The following is a 19,785-nucleotide window of genomic DNA, read 5'->3' as shown; positions in this document are numbered from 1 at the left end:
GTTAAAACCACTACAATGAAGAGGTGCGATTTTATCAACACCCAAATTCTTGAGTTGGTCCATAGTAATACGTATACGCTCTTGAGAAGCCTCTCCTAAATGCAAGCCTCCAATAACCATATGAATCTTAGAACCTGTGGTTCTTTTAGCGTGTGTAACTATGTTTACTATTCCCGAATGCGCACATCCAGTTATTATAACAAGGCCTTTTTTCGTTGAAATATAAATTGCCTGCTCCTCTATTATAAAATCTTCTGTTATCTTATCTCTTTCATCTCTTAAGAAATTTAATGGGCGTTCAAAATCGGTGATTCTTGGAATTTCGCCTGAAGTTTTAACGCCAGGCATTAGTTCTATACTAGTTGAGAACAAATTCATTTTTGCCTGAAATAATGCTTCTAACACATTAGTTGGACTTGAAATATCTACTTTAGTGTTTGCACGTAGAGAGTACCTTTTACCTTTAAATGTCATGGGATGAGTGAAAATCGGTATCTTTTCTTTTATAAAAGGGATTAAACCACCCACATGGTCAAAATGACCGTGAGTTATGAATACGGCTTGGAAATCGGTCGGTTTTAAATCCATTGTTTCAAGATTGTTTAAAATCACAGTTTCACTGGGACCTGTATCGATCAAAATTTTATGGCCTTTATCGTTCTCAACGAACAAGGATAGACCATGGACAGCGAAAACTCCCTTAGTTTTGGTGCTTGAACTTTTTATTACTTTCGATTGTGCATAAGGTAAACCTGCGCAATTATCGACCAAGGTTACTATTCGCACCTATTGGTCCCTCTTTACTATCTTTAAATCACTGAATCTCATAACTCCTTCAGGACATACGGTTTCGCAGTTCTTGCAAGCTGTCCCGAGACAGTACTCAGTGGCAATGCGAATCTTAAATTGTTTATCTCCTATTTTCTCAACCCTCAATGCTCTTTCTGGACACTCACGCATACACTTCTTGCAACCTATGCATTTTTCAAATTCTCCAATTAAGTAAACGCCTACATGATCCAATGTTTTTAGGCCCCTATCGCCCAAAATCGGAATATCGGAAGAAACTATTCTCAGTGTTTCCTTAGGTCTTTTTATCGGTGGGAAAGGTCTATATCCTTTATCTTTTAATATTTGATTGAAAAGATCAAAAGGCATGCCTTCTTGCCACAGAGCTATCTCATTAACGTAGATATCTTCGAACACTTTGCTGGTAGCGAACATGATATGTTTAGCTGCCATTGAATCAGCAATTCTTTGCATCTCATCCATAGCCTCATCTTTAACTAAAAGATCGTACGCCATCATGAGTGAGGTATTTCCGCATTGATAAGTGCGTTCCAGCACTCTTGGAACCAAACCACAAGTCTGAGCCTTAATCGGGTCTACATACGTACCTGATGCTCCTGCCAGATACATAGATTTGATCTCTTCGTCGTCCACACCTACTTCCTCGATCAGTGTTCTGTGTCCAGCACGAATGGCACCCATCGCTTTTCCAGCCTCTAGAACATCATGCTGGTCTATATACACACCATCTTGAAGGTGGATTCGACCATCTCCTGTCATTACTTTTGGAAGCTTAATAACACCGCTCTCTAGCCCTATGGCCATTACTGCGACGACCCCAGTTCCAGTTATACCTCTTGCTTTTACGTTACTGGGACTCTTTACCTCCCCTGTATATGGATCCACTTTTGACCCTGGTTGTGCTTTGAGTTTATCATCCAATACATAATTCTGCCAACTACCATCAGGCATTATTTCTAAATCTGAAATGGCCATGGGTGCAGCCAACATCCCAAACTCTATGCTTTGCCCTTCCATCGCGGGACCTGCTGCCGCTGATCCAGTCCAGAGTTCCCCATCCTTATATAAGCCCATCTCTGCATTCGTTCCATAATCAGTAACCATGCAAGTTTCTTTTCTTTCCAGCATCCTCGATTTAATTATCATCGCAAGGGCATCAGCACCGATTTCATGCCTTATTGACGGGGGATATCTAACTTCAGCTTCAGGATGAACTGATGTCATGCCTAAATCCCCCGCTGGACCGGTATGTGCTCGCCTTTCAGGAATCTTCACATTCAATCTTTTTAATAAACTATTACCAGCATATGCTAAATCACGGACCTCGATATTTTCAAACATTGATAGTTGAGCAGGATTTCCACATATGGCTACTCTTTTTATATCCTTTGGATCTGCTTCATGTAACCCAATCAATTTATCCACGGTTTCAATTATTATGCGATGGCCAACATCAGCACCATTTTCGAGCCAGAAATGAAGGTGATCCATTATATTGGCTCCCGGCAATGGGTGCCTCATCGTGATTGCGGTTGACAGGATCTTTCCTCTTTGGTCTAAATCGACAAGATGGGTGCGATAACCGCTTGTTCCCAGGTCAAGAGCTATGCCTAGGTTCGCCATTAAATCACGCTTCGTGGAATCGAATTCGCATATTTAAATTAGATTTTACTTCATTTCGCATCTCATCTTGAAAATATAACAAAGCAAAATTATAATTATTTGACTTAATATTATAACACTGAAAAAAATATATTTGAATTATTTATAATATTTAATATATATTTATAAATTACTTTATAATAAAATAATATTTAATAAAAGTTTAAAATTCATCATTTAAAATGTTAAATATGCAAATCTTTTTCCATTCAATCCTCCATTTAATTCAGCATATGACACCAAAAGAACGTTTCGAAGCCGCATTAAACTTGAAACAAGTTGACCATGTACCTTTGTTCTATCAACATCTTGGAGCGTCTAGTTATTTACAAAAATCCACAGGAATATTAATAAAAGAAGGATATGAAGACCCTGAAAAATTTGCAAAATTATCTCTTGAAGCATATAACATTTTCAAATTCGATAATGTGATGGCTGGGTGGGGAGACATTTTGATCGAAGCCCAGGCGCATGGAACGAAGTTGAAGTTTACCGATCCAAGATTTTATCCCAGGGTGGAATCTTATGTTCCTATGGATAGAGTCGGACTTTTGCGACCTGTTGACCCAATGCAAGATTCGATGTGGTCTGTAATTCTTCGTGGCTCTAAAATAATGATGGAAAAGATCGGAAATCAAGTAGCTGTAGTTGGATGTATAAATTCCCCTATGGTAATTGCAATGGAAATAATAGGGATGGAGAATTTGATGATGTCAATCTATAAAGACCCAGAACTCGTGAATTACATATTGAGAACTGTGACTGAGAGTTCTATTGCATATTTGGAGCATATTGTAAAAATGGGCATATCTGAGACTTTCATAGAAAATGGAAGCGCAGGAGGAGAAATGGTCTCACTAGCGACATATGAAACATTCGATCGTAAATACCTTGCAGAATTGTTAGGATTGTGTGAGAAATTAGGATTAAAAACAATATTGCATAATTGCGCCGCTGAACCTTTTTATGAATCACAATTAGAATTGCGCCCAAACGCACTTCACGTCCATCTCAATGCAGTAGATGCTGAAGTATTGTTTTCTTTGTTAAAAGGAAAAACGTGCGTAATGGCGGGCATTGATCACAGTAATCTTCTTTTTAAAGGGACTCCTGGCCAAGTAGAGACAGAAGTCAAGAGAATCTTGAATATTTGGAAAGAGGGCGACGGACTTATTATGGCACCTGGTTGCGAGCTTCCTTTTAAAACTCCTATTGAGAATATTAATCGGCTTCGCGAAGCCACGATATTTAATAGTAAGAAAATTATTAAATAATGTAAATTAAATAATATTTAATTCATTTATAATAAAGCTAAATTGCTAAGGTTTTCAATCAAAATCTAAATTTATCTTAAATTATAGCAAACCATATGTTTCTTTATAATAAATTTACAAAAATTTTTTTGATTTTATATATGAATATTGCCAACTAAAATAGTATTTAATTGATGTAATTTAAATATAAAAATAAAATAATTAAATGGTTTTTAAATAATTCTTTTTAACCTTTAACAGCCTTAACAAAAGCTTGCAAATTAACAAGCGGTACACGAGCTGCTAATCCGCATCCTGGTGCAACCAAATTAAAGCCTGCATTCTTAACGCGGGTTGTTTCCAACCTTACTTCATCGGGTGTTCCCTGAAGCAACGGACGCACTACGCCAACATTTCCTATCAAGGCCGCACGGTTATTTACTATTTCGACAGCCTTCTCAGGCTGAACTTTTTCTTCAATGCTCAGACCATGTACTCCTGTTTCGATCATGTGGTCTAACAGTATTGTGGTGTCACCACAGATGTGTAAGACAGTCTTCGCATCTCCATGATTGGAAAAAGCTTCTTTGATGTATGGCTTAGCATATTCGTCGAACATTTCGCCTGAGAGCATATCAGTCGAAGCTGATGGATCACTCATTACTATTACATCAGCTCCAGCTTTGGCAAGTTGCTCAATGTAACCTTTCTCCAATTTTGTGGCCAATTTAATTGCTTTTACCACTGCCTCTGGATTGGTAACTATCCAAAGCAAAAGGTTCTCTGTCCCTACCAAATGGCCAGCGATAGTGAATGGACCTGTTGTTCCAACGACAATTGGGAACTCTTTTCCATACTTTGCTTTAGCAATCTTCACAGCCTCGACTACAGCGGGAATTCTCCCTTTGAATAACGCACCGGAAGGTAACTCCTCAGGAATGCTGTTCTCGTCTACGGCATGAGATTTGACCATTGGTGTTCTATCCATTTTTCCCAAATCGACGCGGCAGCCTAAGACCTCAGCTTCCACGGTAAGGCAGTATGGCAGACGTACACACTCAACGCCCCACACTTTATTTGGCGCAGCTGCTAGTTCGGCCATTTTCGCAGGGTCAGTGTGGGCGTCTGGCCAATAGACCTTTACGGCCTCCATGGCATCGACGGTAGCAATTTGTGTAAAACAAACTGCTGGTGGCCTGTCGAGATGCTTGCGAGCGAGTGCAGAGAGCACTCGATCTTTCGGGGTCATCGTTGACATCCTAATCTTCCTCCTTCTCTTAACACCTTATAAAGAGTTCTAAATCGCTTAAGGTCATGTGCATACTTTAAGGTTTCGTCACATAACTGAGATCGCCAGAGGAAATTTTGCATTTGCTGACGCAAATAATTAACGCAAATATTAAAAAATAGAAAATAGGTTAGGGTAAAAACGCTCATTACAGATACGATAGATAAACAAATTATTTTATTCAACATATTAAAGTTTTTACATTATTTGCGCGTTTTGCGAATGTTGCAAAATATTTGATGCAAATATTTTAGAACGTGAATAATTTAATAATTAAAATTAAAATTTTTATAGGATAAAGTAGTGAAATACAATATCATAATTCTATTTTAATAATTAAATTTTTATATTATTAAAATAATTAAGTTGCCATCTAAATATTAAGATTTTATCAGTTGATTCACATCGCTCATTCCTTTTAAAATTTTAAATCCTTTTTCCGTAATCATATAATCTCCGCGATTATGCCTCTGTACGATCATGGTTGCATCAATAAGTTTTTGAATATGAAAAAGTAAATTCCCTCCCCTAAGTCCGGTAGCATCCTTTAAGCCTGAGAAAGTACGTGGGCCAGTAGAAACGGCTTTGAGAATCTGGAGTCTATGCATGCTCGCCAATGGTTCAAGAACTTCAGAAACAAAAGTTTCTTCTTTTAATTCATGGATTTCTTGCTTTTTGTCAGCAGTAGTCGTAAAAATCCTAAGAGACCGCATGAGTCTAACTTGTTTACTAAATAATCTATTCACCTCTTCAAAACACCTTTCACACTTCGAGTATGGAGCCGTATCCCGAAGACGATCAAGTTCATCTCGATTCGTTATTATTATTTCTTCTCTTACCACATCTTTTTCTAACAAAGCAGCATTTTTTTGTAAAAAATTTTTGAAAGTGGCCCGGCATGGCTCTTTCATATCACATCGTTTTACCATATTTTGTGAAAGCCCCTCTTCCACATCATCCATTACTTGGGATACCATTACCTCAAGTAAATCTGAACGGTTCCTGATTGGAATAGAAAATGAGTCAAGATGATGCTTATTTTCTAGAACTGTTTTTAATATTTCTTGGATATCCAAAATTGCCTTTTTAATTTGCTCAATTTCTTTTTCTAACGAAACATTAATCTCAGACACATTACTCGAAGAAATATTAAGGAATAAAACTCTTTCCAAAACTAAAAAATCTATTTAAATATTCATAAAAAGGATTAAATAATTAAAATACTTTTCCAATAAATATATAAATGAAAGAAAAGGAAAGGATTTAATTAATCGACGAAGCTAATCATTTCACTTCTTGGCTAGCTCAGTGGCTATCTTTACTGCTTCAATAGCATCATAACCCCAGGCATCTGCGCCGATTTGGGCTGCGAACTCTTTTGAAGTAGCGCCTCCGCCAATCATTGTCTTTACCTTTGGTTTCATATTGGCCTCACGGAGCATGCGTTCTACTTCTTTCATGCCTGCTAGAGTAGGAGTCATAAGTGTAGATGTAGCTACTATGTCAGCACTCTCGGCTTTAGCTTTATCAATAATGTTCTTGATTGGTACATCTCGGCCCAAATCAAAGATCGTCATTCCAGCGCCAGTTAGCATTGCCTTGACAATGTTTTTACCGATGTCATGGACGTCTCCTTCCACTACGCAGATGACAACTTTCGCATGGGCTCCAGCTGCCTCCACCTTAAGCTTTGGAAGTGCGACGTCCAAAGAAGCATACATTGTTTGTGCAGACAAGAGCACTTGTGGAAGGAAATACTCCTTCTTTTCATATTTTTGGCCTACAATTTCCATTCCTTTGCTCAGACCAGAAAATATGATGTCTTTCGGCTCCACACCTGCGGCTAATGCCTGCTCTGTTAGCGGTTTCGCTTCCTTAATCTTTCCTTTTACTACAACTTCAGCGAGCTGTGCAAGATAGTCTGTCAAACTCGACTCCCTCCTTTGGGAATTAGCCATCGGATGAAATTCTCCGTTATTAAAACCTCCCATGGATGGATATAACATCCAGATGCATCTAAAATACATTTTTATAACCTAATATAGCTCATAATGGTCATAATTAACACCCATTTAAAAATTACAATTTAACAGTATTTACAAATTAACAACAATATAATATTATGAAATCTAATTTATTTGTTCAAAGAAAAATTTTGTTATATAATTTTTAATTATAATATATGAATATTGCAATAAATTAATTTTTCTGATAATAAATAATGACTTTTCCGAAGATCCAAGATCACATATTATATAAATGATATTAAATATTTATTTCAACAAATTTACTTCAAACACATTTATCAAACACATAGAAAATATTTACATTTTCAGATCACCTTTAGAATTTCAAATATGTAAAATCTTGAAATATTAAAATAATATATAATTATTTTTCTTATTAAACAATTATTTTTTCCAAATCAATCTTTATACATTTCAATATATAATCAAATCCTTTTATTAATAGTTCTATTTATTCTATTTAAAGTTCTAAAATACCCAAATTTGTAAGGTAATTAGGAGAATTGATGTTTAAAGAAGCAATAAATAAAATAATTTTAATAGTCATCATCTTCAAATTGGGAAGCGCCGCATACTGGGCACTTATCTTGATTCTTTTTTAAAGTACACCCACAAACAATACATTCAGGCACTTTATTCCCGATCTACTGGAATCATATTAACATAATAAAAATATTTTTATCTCATTTTGTTTAAATATGTTTGCCCAGTTTACTTATCTGCCCAAGGTATAATAAGCCAATATCACTGCAGGCATAAACATAAGCATCAATCAAACTTTCATTCTTTAAAATTGGCGATAAAGGGCTCATCCCTCTTAGTGACGTGATGTCTGTTCCAACTGCAAGGGGACTAAAAGCAGGGATTACTAATATTCTTTCACGCTTTAAATATAAGAAACAAGGGAGTTTTATGAAAGCTCCCACTTCGTCGAAAAGACGTACTGAAGGATGTTCATGACCAATTATAAGAGGTCTGTTTTTCGTATAATTATGTCCATGGACAAAATAAAAGCCATCTTTAAAATATTCATCAACTATTGAAATATTAAGTTTTGAGGCGATATTGCCTAAATAATTATCATGATTTCCGCGGACCACTATGACTTCTCCTTTTTCCAACATAATGGAAAACAATTTTTTTACCTCGTCCCATTCTTGAGAAAGATTTTTAGAAAATTCATGTTTGACATCACCCACTATCAGAAATATTTTAGGATCGTATATTTCGATTAATTTTTCTAAAGATTCATACATGTATTGAGTTTGAAAATGAGGAAGATGAAAGCCAGAATCTTCCATCACACTTTCATATCCTACATGCAGATCCCCTATTACTAAAATGGCTTGTTTTTTAATAAAAGCACAGCGTTGGTTGGTGATTATAAGCCCTGGTTCGATTTCTGTTTGATTCATCAAACCTCTTTTCCCTCAAGCTTATTATGATGTAAGTAAAAAATCTTTTCAAATTTTACACAATCAACTTTCATCCAACTCTTCAAAGATGATAATTATTAGAAAAAAACTCATAAAACTATGATTCAAAGAAGTTTTATTTTGCTGCCAGGTGTAGGTAAAATCCTAGAAAAGAAACTTTGGCTTCAAGGAATATCAAGTTGGGATGATTTTTTGCTGCAGAAAAAGATATCTGGCTTCTCAGATTCTAGAAAAAGGTATTATGATAATATTCTTTTGGAGGCCAAGACCCATTTTATTAAATCTGAGACAAATTATTTTTATCGTCTTCTCCCTTCATCTGAGCATTGGCGGTTATTTGAATGCATCGAGAAAAATGTAATTTATTTAGATATAGAAACAGATGGAAATTTTCCTAATTCAAATATTATATTGATTGGAATGTTTAGAAACAATGATTATATTCCCCTAATCAGAGATATTAATTTAACTTCTTTTAATCTCAAAAATGCTCTCCTTGACTGCAAGATGCTTGTGACATTCAATGGTTCTACTTTTGACCTTCCATGTCTCGAGAGAGAGTTTTCCTTTTCGATTCCCAAAGTGCCTCATTTCGATTTGCGATTTGGATGTTCCCGATTGGGCCTAAAAGGGGGCTTGAAGCAAATTGAATCACGATTTAAAATATCTCGGCCCAAAGAGTTAGAATATGTAACGGGAGAAAATATTGCATACCTTTGGCGTCTCTGGAAGAAGAGTTCTAAGCAAAACGCACTTAACACATTGCTAAAATATAATGAATTTGATGTTAAAAATTTAAAACCGATTGCTAATAAAATTTATGAAGGTTTAAGATCACAATGCTTAAAATTTATTGAATATTAAAAAGAAAATTATCAGCCATGATGGATATAATAATTTGGATCTTGTAAATTAGTTTTATTTTCATTATATTGTACGCTAATTTGCATGACTTTGCAATTAAAATGAGAAAAGGTCAATGCATTTTTATCCATAAAAAAAGAAATAGCTACACATCTGTTTTCTTTTAATAAAATAAATATTTTTTAATATTGACATAAATGAAATTGCATCTGCACGTATCATTGATATAGCTTTAAAACGTTGAAAAATAACTCATACAATTCACTTTGTGAAAAAAATGATGATAACGAGTATGGGAGAATTTAATTTTGAACCTTGAAACACTATTTGGTTCTCAGATCTAGTTAGTGGATATTCCTTCAAAATTACACATCTATATCTTTTAATATGCGGTCCTCAGCCTTGAAACTATTAAAAATGTTGACTTATAAATCTAAAAAAAAACCTTTTTGTTTTTTACAAAAATTTAAATTTTAACCTGAATCCTAATCTTTTTGGATTCAATGGTTCTTGTCACTTAAACGGTGCTGGAGCGACTTATGCTGGAGCGACTTATTTTGTAACTAAGTTAATGAACTTTAATGATAATAGCACTTCATATTTTGCATTCATTGGAATCTTGGGTGTTATACAAGATGATGCGCCTAATGAATCTTGAAGACGCAATTGGATGTGACCCAATCAATAGTGAATATGAACTCATGATCTAAGATTTTTTGGTCGCTAAACCAAGCCTTTGATTAAAATTCTACAGAATTCCAGAGAATACAACCTTAACTTCTGAGCATAATAGTAATACATACAAAGAGTTTATTCAAGATCGTTGCGGTATTCATCTTTATTCTAGTCATAGTAAAAAAATGTTCTGATTTAAGTTATGAAAGAAAAACAAAAATTTATAGATGAATTATATTTATTATGAGATAGAAAAACGGAACTTCTGGCGAAAATTTATTCTGATGTTTATTTATTAAATTAATGAAAACTAAGAACCAAGTTTTATGAGGACAAGAAACTCGATACATTATTAAGTTCTTGTGGCCACTATGAAAGCGAATTTTAGGAATTGAATTACATCGGGCGACAATTTTGAATTTTATAAATAATAATTTAAGAGCTTAAATTTACTTAAATAGCTTTGGAAAATTTTTGAACCCATCAAATTAATATTATTTAAGCATTGAATTGTTTTTTGAAATAAAAAATATAGTAATGAAGAGAATAAGAGCGATTCAAATTTTAAAGACAAAAAGTTTCTATATTTTACCCTAAAAATTATCATTTGAATCTCCTGAAGGAAGGTCCAAGAAAGTCATCTTTAAATATACAATATCATATATAATAATTTGAATATTATTAGGCTTTGGAAAAAACGATGATGATATTTTTCTCATTTTTATGATAAAATCTGATGATGGGATAAAAGTCTCAGCTCGAGGAAAAGAGAATATGATTGAAAGAAGGATGTAGCTTTCCATAGCGATTAAAATAGTTGCTTGGTTAGCAGGAGGAGGTCATGATGTGATTGCAAAGGCTATAATAATATCTAAAGATAAAATAAATGAACTCCTAGAATCTCTCGACCTCGCTATTTAAGCATAAAAGTCATCTCGTCGCGTAGGATAACTCTAAGAAGTATGGCTTTCTCCGTATGCAACCGATTTTCTGCTTGATCGAAAACAACGCTATGGGGCCCATCCATTACCTCGTCCGTAATTTCCTGCCCACGATGCGCGGGAAGACAATGCATAACGATGCAATCTTTTTTTGCCCTTTTTAATAAAAAAGAATTGACTTGATAACCTTCGAATATTTTCAAACGTTCATTGGTCTGCTCTTCCATGCCCATCGAAACCCAAGTATCGGTATAAATTACGTCAGCATTTTCTACAGCTTCGTAAGGATCCTCTATATGAATTGAGACGCAATTATTAATTTTAGCTAATTGATTGGCTTTATCAATCAAATTTTTATCTGGTTCAAACCCTCTTGGATGAGCAGAGTAAAAATCGATTCCAACCATGGCGCATCCTAACATTAAAGAATTACAAACGTTATTGCCATCACCAACATAGGCGACTTTGATTCTTTTAAATTTTCCCTTGTACTCGAATATCGTCATCAAATCCGCTACTGCTTGACAAGGGTGCTCGAGATTGTCTAACCCATTGATAACTGGAACATTCGAATTATTTGCTAAATCCACCATCATCTTATGGTCGAAAGCCCTATACATTATGCAATCTACATAACGAGACAAAACTTTAGCTGTATCACTTAAAATTTCGCCTCGGCCCATTTGTAATTCTTTTGGTGAAAGATATAATGCATGACCACCTAATTGCGCCATACCAGCCTCGAATGATACTCGTGTCCTCGTCGAGGACTTCTCGAAGATCATAGCCAAGGTCTTCCCTTTAAGGGGAAAAGTATCCTTTAATGCGCCTAGCTTCAATTTTTTTGAAAAATTAATCAAATCGAAGATTTCATCCTTAAGATCTAAAATTGAAATAATATCATACTTCATAAGATTCGCTGCATGTTTAGTCTTTTATTAACATTAATGTGCAACAACAGACAAAATGATATGACAATGAGATGGTTTTTGAACAAAAATATTGTTTAATTTTCTAGTTTTTGTATTAAATATTATATTAGTATTATTTATTATTCTATATTTTATATATAAAAAAAGTTATTAAATTAAAATGCGATTCATTTTACTTTGTGATAACCCGTAGAGAAAAAATTTGAGTAATTATTTGCATTCCCGCATACCCAGGTGAGGTATTGACTATAGAAATGAGATGGGATCTAAGTGTATTGGTTAAAGAGGTTAACGTCGATAAAATCAAGGAAGAGTTAAATGAAATGGTTCGTGCGGCGTTGGTCATCAAAGAAATATATTCTGGGCGTATAAAAGGATTTGATTCCAAAGGTATTCTTGAATTATTGAAAAGCCTTGATGCGTTCCTTATCGAATTCGACGGTGTTTCGAGCTATTGTTCTCTTAGATATGCTGCCGATTCTACCGACGCGACAGCAAAACAACTAAATGAAGCTTTACGGAATGCATATGTGAAAGTAGGACAAGCTTTGGCTTTTATTGAAATTGAATTAGGACAGCTTTTATTAGAAAGACCAGATTTGATATATAGCCTTGACTTACACGATTACAGACATTATCTAGAACGTATAAGATTAAGAGCCCCTTATCATCTTACTGAAGAGATAGAACAGCTTATAATTGTTAAAGATCGTAATGGTATTAATGCCTGGAGCCAGCTCCACAATGATTGGTTGGGCACCAAGTCTTTTCAAATAACCATAGATGGTATTGAGAAAGAACTCTCCTATGGGGAAGCTGTGGGTTTATTCACAAGTCCAAATCGAGAACTTAGAAAATTGGCCTACTCATGTATTCTAAGAACTTTAGCTAAAGATGAGGTGCTTTTTTCTTCTGCGTTGAGAGCGATATGCTCAGATTACATTATAATGTGTAATTATCGAAAATTTCCTCAACCAATCACCCCGAGTCTTCTAGCAAATGATATTGATATGGAAACCCTGGTTTCATTGTTAAAAGTGGTTGAAAATAAGACAGAACTCTATAGGCAATATTTAAGAATTAAAGCTAAGCTTCTAAACGTGGAAAAGTTGGGAATTTGGGATTTGATGGCTCCTTTGCCCAGCGATGGTGACGCCACCTATAAATGGATGGAAGCCAGAAAATTGATAACAAAGGCATTTAGCGATTTCGACCCAGATTTTGGTCGATGGATCGAAGAAATGTATGTGGCACGTCGCATTGATGGAGAGGTTCGAAGAGGAAAATCACCCGGAGCTTTTTGCCATACTTGGCTAACAGGGAAAGGGGCATTTATTTTACAGAGTTTTAATGGTCGTTTGACAGATGTATATACGCAGGCGCATGAGTTGGGTCATGCTATTCATGCATATCTTTATACCAGAGAGCAACCCCCTCTAAATTGCGAAATAGGTTCATGCATCGCAGAGTGTGGAAGTACATTCGGTGAATTACTACTAACGGAGAGGTTATTGGCCGAAGCAAAAAATGTAAGTGAAAAGAAAGCTGCATTAGTCACTGTACTAGACGAATTTGGACTTTCAGTATTTCAAGTTGCAGCAAGATACTGGTTTGAAGAAGGATTATACAAACTTTTACAGGATGAAAAGTTGCTCGATGGAGATACTCTGAAAAAAATGTGGTGTGATTGCCTTCGGAAAATTTTTGGCGATGATGTAGAGTTATTGCCTGAGACTTGTTATGACTGGATACGACCTCCGCATTATTATATTGCAAATTATCGATTTTACAATTTTCCTTACATATTTGCACAACTCTTCGTCTTTTCCCTTTACAGACTTTACAAAGAGCAGGGTAAAAATTTCGTCCCGAAATTGAAGGTGCTTTTGGCAGCGGGAGCTTCTCGTGCGCCTAAAGATTTAGCAAGAGACTTAGGATATGACATCTCTAGCATGGAATTCTGGGAGAAAGGAATGAGACAAGCTGAAGAATTCCTCGATTCGCTTAAAAAAACTTTATGAATTATTTAAATTACTATATTTATTTCAAAAACAATTTCCAAATTTAGGACAAGAAACATTTATTAATAAAGATGCTTTGAGCATTCCGAAACGGCCGGGATGGGGTAGTCTGGTTATCCTGTGGGACTGTGGATCCCTAGACCCGAGTTCAAATCTCGGTCCCGGCCCCTTTATTCTGGTTCCATCACATGAAAATCACGGAGAAAAATTGCTAAATTACGTTGAGTTAATACTTCTGGATCAATAGTCAATATCAATAGGCCGCCATGGATTACAACTTCATCTTCTATTGCAAACAACATTTTTAATACATTATCAAAGGTGTTATTTGCTATGAGGTATTCCACCCCTTCTAAGAGAACTATTGCTCCTGGGTGATTCTTAAATACTTGTGAAATTGAATGTTGCAATATACTTAAATTAGCTGGATCTAATCTTCCTTCTCCTGGTTGTTGTGCTAGCCAGATTATTGGAACACCTTCTAATTTGTATTTTTCTTTCAGAATGTCTGGATGAGTGCGGCTAATTATCGCCCCTGGTGAACCTTTTGCAAGCATGCTCACGAAAAATGCTAAAGCTTTTTCTCCCTTCTTCTCTAAGTAAACTTGGACCATGCCATATTCGTTCGTTGTACTCTTTGTTGCTTTTGAGGCATTTGAAATCGCTACATTGATGATAAAAAGACGATAACGAAGCACAGCATATGCCATCAAAAGAGCTGAAATTAGAAATCCGGGTGAAAGTATGGGAGGTATGTCAATCTTTAATTCTTCAAGTATTGCGTAAAGAAGTCCGTATATGACTGGAGAGCTAACGGCAAGAGCTACCACGGCTATTTGCGCTCTAACTTTTTTATCTGAGGCTGTGCGTGAAACTAAGGCTAGCATAACATTCGCCGAAAGTACCAAAAAAACTAAGCTAAAAGACCATGTAGCCAAAGCTGCAGAACGGGTTATCCCCCAACCATAGCTTGTTCGACTGACGTCTTCAGGTTCGAGGATAAAAGCCGCAATAGTTGCAACAACCCCGACCAAAGTAAAAAGCAACCACCAACTATCATGAAACCAACCGCTTGATTTTTCGTACGGCAGAAAAGTAGAAAGATAAAAAAAGGCTGCACCTGCCATTATTAATATAAAAAGTAAAAGCCGCGCCATTATTACGGCAATAAAATGATTCGGCGCATTCATAAAAGTAAAATCAACCACGCCGCCTATGAACATTAAAAGCATTGTGATAAAGAACACAAGAGGAGCTTTGTTCCTATTACCAGTACGGATGACGAATAGCCCTAACGCTAAGGATAGAAAAGCAATGAACAATGAAATTAATGACCAATATTGATTTCCTGCTAGCATCTAAAACTGTATTATTATATAATATTATTTCAAATCTGGGGAGGCAATAATCAAATCTTGATTACATTATTCAGTAGAATTCCACTAAAATTTATCTATCCAGATAATGATGAGATTAAAGGTGTTGGCAAATGACATGGAATGGCCCGCTGAACAAATTAGATGATTACAGATGGGAAATCCCACAAACATATAAGAGCTGTATGCGGACTTCGGCTATCATTTTTGCAAATGAAAAAATGATTCAACATATACGTGATGACAATGCCCCAGAACAGGCTGCAAATGTGGCCTGTTTACCTGGAATTGTGGGGAAATCTCTCGCTATGCCAGATATTCATTGGGGGTATGGTTTCCCAATTGGTGGAGTGGCAGCGATGGATGCCGAAGAAGGAGTAATTTCACCTGGTGGAATAGGTTTTGACATTAATTGCGGAGTAAGATTGGTACGCACAGAATTGATGTCCTCCGATGTAAAACCGAAGATAAAAGAGCTCATGGCAATACTATTCAAAAATATTCCAGCTGGAGTTGGTTCAGAAGGTGTAACAAGAGTTGCAGCAAACCAAATCGATCAAATTTTGCTTGAAGGAGCAGAGTGGGCTGTAAGAAATGGATATGGCTGGGAGAAAGATTTAGAAGCGACAGAAGAAGGGGGGAGGATGAAAAATGCTGACCCATCTAAAGTTAGTAAGAAGGCTAAAGAAAGGGGGATTCCTCAAGTGGGTTCTTTGGGATCAGGGAATCATTTTTTAGAAATAGATGAAGTCGAAACGATATTTGATCCTAAAGCGGCTAAAATTTTTGGAATAGAACAGAAAGGTCAGATTACAATAACTATTCATTGTGGTTCAAGGGGATGCGGTCATCAAATCGCCACGGATTATTTACAGATAATGGAACGACACATTCGAGAGGTGGGATTAAATTTACCTGACCGTCAGCTAGCTTGCGCTGGCGTTAAAACCAAGGCTGGGATAGATTATTTTGATGCTATGGCATGTGGAGCGAACTATGCATGGGCAAATAGGCAAATGATACTCCATTGGGCGAGACAGAGTTTTGAGCAAACTTTTAAGACAAACGCAGAAGACTTGGGAATGTTCCAGGTATACGACGTAGCCCACAATATCGCTAAAGTGGAAAATTATGAGATTGATGGCCGTAAGAAGAGAGTTTATGTTCATCGCAAAGGTGCTACGCGCTCTTTTCCAAAAGACCATCCCGATGTGCCGAATAAGTATAGATCCATTGGTCAACCAGTAATTATACCAGGAGATATGGGTGCTGGTTCTTACGTTCTTGTTGGTACGGAACAGGTAATGAAAGAAGCTTTTGGTTCCACATGCCATGGTGCGGGAAGATTAATGTCAAGAGCTTCGGCTACCCGTAAGTATAGCGTGAATGATATTCGTCAACAGCTTGAAAGCAAGGGTATATACATCAAAGCAAGTACTAAAGATGGAATATTAGAAGAAGCTCCTGGTGCTTATAAAGATATTGATGATGTAATTGCCGTTGTCAAAGGTGCCGGTCTTTCAAAACCAGTAGCGAGACTCAGACCTATAGGGGTAATGAAAGGTTGAATCGAATTCTTTAATTTTATTATTTTGCATATACCTGACGATTTTCATATTAATCAAATATTACCTTAGCTGCCACTTTTCCAACTTCTGATTTATAGCGGTCTGGACACGATACCATGATCGCCCAATCAAAAACACTTCTAGATTGAAGCGCTTTAGCAAGAGGACTATACTTCGAGAGAGGGCGCACCTTAAAATCATCTAAAATTGGAACTTCTGTTTTATCTATTCTAGGCTCTGAAATTAACAATTCTCGTGATGGTATATCAATGATTACTTCAGAAACGTGGACTCCTGACTTAAATGCGATTTCTTCCTCCTTTTCTTTTCTTTTTTTATAATCCGTTAAACCTAAAAGGTTGTCTAAATCTTCTTCACTCATGTCAGTCATAGAAAGTGAAAAGCACTTTTTATAAAGTTCTCTATATTTCAATTTAGTTATTAATCTCGCAGAAAAACCTCCTTGTGAAATTAACTTCTCACTTAAACTACTATCTGTTTCACGATGAATATTATGAAACAATGATGGGTCAGACATTTCCACTGCTTTGCAAAGCATCATTTCAGCTATCCGGACTGTCTTATGAAAATAAACCGAAGTGTACATTAAAGCCCTTGCAACTAATAATCCCTCAACTGCTACCATTCCATTTTTATGCACAACAATGTCTCCGTGATGAACGGTAATTGTCTGTAGAAGCCTGTCTAAGTCGATGACGCCGTGAGCGACACCAGTATAATGTGCATCTCTTAATAGATAGTCCATTTGATCTGCATCGATGGGTCCATGAATAATTTGATGTAGATAATTTGCCCGTCCAAAATGAGCCTGCCCATTTTCGACCTCCAATACACTTTGGCCTGGCGTCTCTGGACAAATTGGCAGAGCCACTAGTGAACACACTTTTTGAGGTGATATGCCTTCTTCTTCTAGAACCTCCTTTATGCTCGTGTGGCCGCTTAAATATCTAGATTCTTCACTATTCAGGCAACTTAATTCACCTAAGATTATCTTTTGCGACAAATCAACATGATTTAGACCTAGTCTATTAACCATTATCTCTTCTAAGGTATGCGAAAAAGGTGCGTGGCCTAAATCATGCAACAACGCTGCAGCAAGAACTTCTTTCCTCTCATCTTTTTTTATATTCAGCATATCAACCATTTTTGAAGCGATATAAAAGGTGCCAAGAGAATGCTCTAACCGAGTATGGTGAGCACCGGGGAAAACTAAATGAGCTAAACCCAATTGATTTATTCCGTGTAACCTTTGGAATTCAGGTGTAGCCAAGAGTTTTAAGAAAACACCTTCTACTTTTACACTGCCATGGACACTATCGTGGATTACTTTGAAAGAAGCCACTAGACTAAATATATTTTGCTATTTATAGAATGTTGCAGCTACTCAAAAAGATGAAATGTTGTTAAATTAAACAAGGATGGCTTAAGCAAAGCCACCCTTAATTTTATGTCGATCAATCTTAATTCCATTCGGAGAAACTACTATCAGATTATGACCTATAGCTGCAACATCTCCATTAGTATCCCTGGCTACTGCTTTAAGTTCATTGGTAATTCTCTTTAAGGTCAACTCATCGTTCGCAATAGCTGAATAGTCAATTATTACAATATTACCCGCATATGCTGGCTGAACTACTGGATTTATATCTTCATATCTATATATCTCTGCTATTTTTATCATTCCTTTGCCGCCCAACGGATTTTCCTCTTCAAAATTTAATTGGCCTAAATCTATATACTGATCCGCTTCCACGGCTTGAACATCTTCCTTGCTCCTGATAAAAGGCTTCTTTAACAACGCCATGCCATCCCTCTACAAATGGTATCCTTTGGCGAATATAAATACTTGAACCTAATGGCTGAGGCTTTCATTTAAGATCCTCATTAAGCTTCCATAATTTATCTCCAACGAATAATAGATTTTTTATAGCCTTTCCTGGTCTTCTTGTTTTCATTTCTAGACCTGAAATAAGCGCCTCTCCAACTGCTAGTGGCTTTTTATTTCGCTCGTCTCTTACCCATACCAAATCTCCGATCTGGATGGATTCGTCTGCGTCCAATATTCCTGGTCCCATTACATCTGCTCCATTAACAATGAATCGAACAGCGCCCATATCAACTGTCACGAAGGCTTTTGTTGCCTGATACTTGAGAAGACCACGAATAGAAAGGAAGGCTTTACCATGTCGTATAAATCCAAGTACCTGGCCATCCACAAAAATAAGTTCCATGCCAGGACTTTCGGCTATGTCTACTGTATCATTAGTATTAAATACTTTGCAACCTAAACGATTGGATATTTCGTTTGCTAAGTTGGAAATCTCTTTTTCACGTAATCTTTTTCTTTTTCTGATTTTTAAATCTGTCAAACCAATTTACCTCGGATACGATAAGAATTATTTTTTCTTCTTCCCGAATAATCGACTTAATCCTTTTTTTGGTTCTTTATCTTTATAAGCATCTTCTTTTTCTTGCTCTTCAAGAGTTCTTCCCTCATCTAATTTACTCTCACCTGATTTGGAAGCGAAAGAAAGAGTTGTCGACTTTTCATATTCTTTCATATCATAACTTTTAACATCTATTTTAAGTTCCGTATCTGCTTCAGCTTTTGATGTGACCATATCTGATTTTGTTAATTTATTAGATTTATTATTCGCAATTTCATAAGCGACTCTTTCCAGATCATCGATGCTCGCCATACCCAAATCCGAACCACAATTTGGACATTTCTTTGAATTGTAAGGGGCTCTACAATCGCAAACAGGACATTCTACTTCGGAATTCATCTGCATTCGGAATAGTTCTTATGCTTTTTAAAAATATAATTATTATTGACTCTTTTTCGAAATTAAAAATAAACTAATCTTTATATATAATAATTATTTAAAATATTATAAAAACATACTATTTA

General features: G+C 36.0%; 16 protein-coding genes and 1 tRNA gene. 5 read left to right on the top strand and 12 right to left on the bottom strand.

Annotated features, from left to right (window positions below):
* Both QW520_07860 and QW520_07855 read right to left on the bottom strand, forming a co-directional pair.
* On the bottom strand, positions 1 to 786 hold a 786-nt coding region (locus QW520_07860; GenBank protein MEM0449716.1), incomplete at its 3' end, for an MBL fold metallo-hydrolase.
* On the bottom strand, positions 787 to 2,433 hold the full coding sequence (locus QW520_07855) for a methylamine methyltransferase corrinoid protein reductive activase (protein MEM0449715.1): 1,647 nt from the start codon (positions 2,431 to 2,433) through the stop codon (positions 787 to 789). It abuts the gene before it with no gap.
* Between the two features lie 221 nt (positions 2,434 to 2,654).
* Here QW520_07855 and QW520_07850 point away from each other — a divergent pair, with 221 nt between their 5' ends.
* A complete protein-coding gene (locus tag QW520_07850) occupies positions 2,655 to 3,746 on the top strand; it encodes a uroporphyrinogen decarboxylase family protein (GenBank protein ID MEM0449714.1) in 1,092 nt (363 codons plus the stop codon).
* 226 nt (positions 3,747 to 3,972) lie between these two features.
* Here QW520_07850 and QW520_07845 read toward each other — a convergent pair whose 3' ends face one another.
* The 4 genes from QW520_07845 to QW520_07830 form a co-directional block, all read right to left on the bottom strand.
* Positions 3,973 to 4,983, bottom strand: coding sequence for an MtaA/CmuA family methyltransferase (locus tag QW520_07845; GenBank protein MEM0449713.1), 1,011 nt, complete (start codon positions 4,981 to 4,983; stop codon positions 3,973 to 3,975).
* A 410-nt stretch (positions 4,984 to 5,393) separates the two neighbouring features.
* Positions 5,394 to 6,146 carry a helix-turn-helix domain-containing protein gene (locus tag QW520_07840; GenBank protein MEM0449712.1) on the bottom strand — a complete coding sequence of 251 codons (753 nt, stop codon included), beginning with the start codon at positions 6,144 to 6,146 and terminating at the stop codon, positions 5,394 to 5,396.
* A gap of 156 nt (positions 6,147 to 6,302) precedes the next feature.
* Complete coding sequence (locus QW520_07835; GenBank protein MEM0449711.1) at positions 6,303 to 6,971, bottom strand: corrinoid protein; 669 nt, start codon at positions 6,969 to 6,971, stop codon at positions 6,303 to 6,305.
* Between the two features lie 761 nt (positions 6,972 to 7,732).
* Positions 7,733 to 8,455, bottom strand: coding sequence for a metallophosphoesterase (locus QW520_07830; GenBank protein MEM0449710.1), 723 nt, complete (start codon positions 8,453 to 8,455; stop codon positions 7,733 to 7,735).
* A gap of 120 nt (positions 8,456 to 8,575) precedes the next feature.
* On the opposite strand from QW520_07830, the gene QW520_07825 reads away from it, so the two are divergent.
* The gene (locus QW520_07825; GenBank protein ID MEM0449709.1) at positions 8,576 to 9,340 is read left to right on the top strand and encodes a ribonuclease H-like domain-containing protein; all 765 of its coding nucleotides are present in this window, start codon (positions 8,576 to 8,578) and stop codon (positions 9,338 to 9,340) included.
* A gap of 1,588 nt (positions 9,341 to 10,928) precedes the next feature.
* Here QW520_07825 and argF read toward each other — a convergent pair.
* Positions 10,929 to 11,867: an ornithine carbamoyltransferase gene (gene argF / locus QW520_07820; GenBank protein ID MEM0449708.1), complete on the bottom strand. Its 939-nt coding sequence runs from the start codon at positions 11,865 to 11,867 to the stop codon at positions 10,929 to 10,931.
* A gap of 275 nt (positions 11,868 to 12,142) precedes the next feature.
* On the opposite strand from argF, the gene QW520_07815 reads away from it, so the two are divergent.
* Together QW520_07815 and QW520_07810 are read left to right on the top strand one after the other, a co-directional pair.
* Positions 12,143 to 13,909 (top strand): M3 family oligoendopeptidase, encoded by a 1,767-nt coding sequence (locus QW520_07815; protein MEM0449707.1) that lies wholly within the window; start codon positions 12,143 to 12,145, stop codon positions 13,907 to 13,909.
* 93 nt (positions 13,910 to 14,002) lie between these two features.
* A tRNA-His gene (locus QW520_07810) sits at positions 14,003 to 14,076 on the top strand.
* A 3-nt stretch (positions 14,077 to 14,079) separates the two neighbouring features.
* Here QW520_07810 and QW520_07805 read toward each other — a convergent pair.
* Positions 14,080 to 15,267 (bottom strand): DUF835 domain-containing protein, encoded by a 1,188-nt coding sequence (locus QW520_07805; GenBank protein ID MEM0449706.1) that lies wholly within the window; start codon positions 15,265 to 15,267, stop codon positions 14,080 to 14,082.
* A 131-nt stretch (positions 15,268 to 15,398) separates the two neighbouring features.
* On the opposite strand from QW520_07805, the gene QW520_07800 reads away from it, so the two are divergent.
* The gene (locus QW520_07800) at positions 15,399 to 16,853 is read left to right on the top strand and encodes an RtcB family protein (GenBank protein MEM0449705.1); all 1,455 of its coding nucleotides are present in this window, start codon (positions 15,399 to 15,401) and stop codon (positions 16,851 to 16,853) included.
* Between the two features lie 49 nt (positions 16,854 to 16,902).
* On the opposite strand, the gene QW520_07795 is transcribed toward QW520_07800, so the two are convergent.
* From QW520_07795 to QW520_07780, 4 genes are all read right to left on the bottom strand, one after another.
* A complete protein-coding gene (locus QW520_07795; GenBank protein MEM0449704.1) occupies positions 16,903 to 18,216 on the bottom strand; it encodes an HD domain-containing protein in 1,314 nt (437 codons plus the stop codon).
* Positions 18,217 to 18,297: 81 nt separating this feature from the next.
* Positions 18,298 to 18,678 (bottom strand): cell division protein SepF, encoded by a 381-nt coding sequence (sepF, locus tag QW520_07790; protein MEM0449703.1) that lies wholly within the window; start codon positions 18,676 to 18,678, stop codon positions 18,298 to 18,300.
* A gap of 64 nt (positions 18,679 to 18,742) precedes the next feature.
* The gene (locus tag QW520_07785; GenBank protein ID MEM0449702.1) at positions 18,743 to 19,243 is read right to left on the bottom strand and encodes a PUA domain-containing protein; all 501 of its coding nucleotides are present in this window, start codon (positions 19,241 to 19,243) and stop codon (positions 18,743 to 18,745) included.
* Positions 19,244 to 19,270: 27 nt separating this feature from the next.
* Positions 19,271 to 19,660: a hypothetical protein gene (locus QW520_07780; protein MEM0449701.1), complete on the bottom strand. Its 390-nt coding sequence runs from the start codon at positions 19,658 to 19,660 to the stop codon at positions 19,271 to 19,273.
* Positions 19,661 to 19,785: the final 125 nt, after the last annotated feature.

This window comes from Methanomassiliicoccales archaeon, assembly GCA_038740345.1.
Taxonomy (GTDB): Archaea; Thermoplasmatota; Thermoplasmata; order Methanomassiliicoccales; family UBA472; genus JAJRAN01.
The sequence above is the reverse complement of the archived record's forward strand: the minus strand, read 5'-3'. Positions and strand labels throughout refer to the sequence as shown.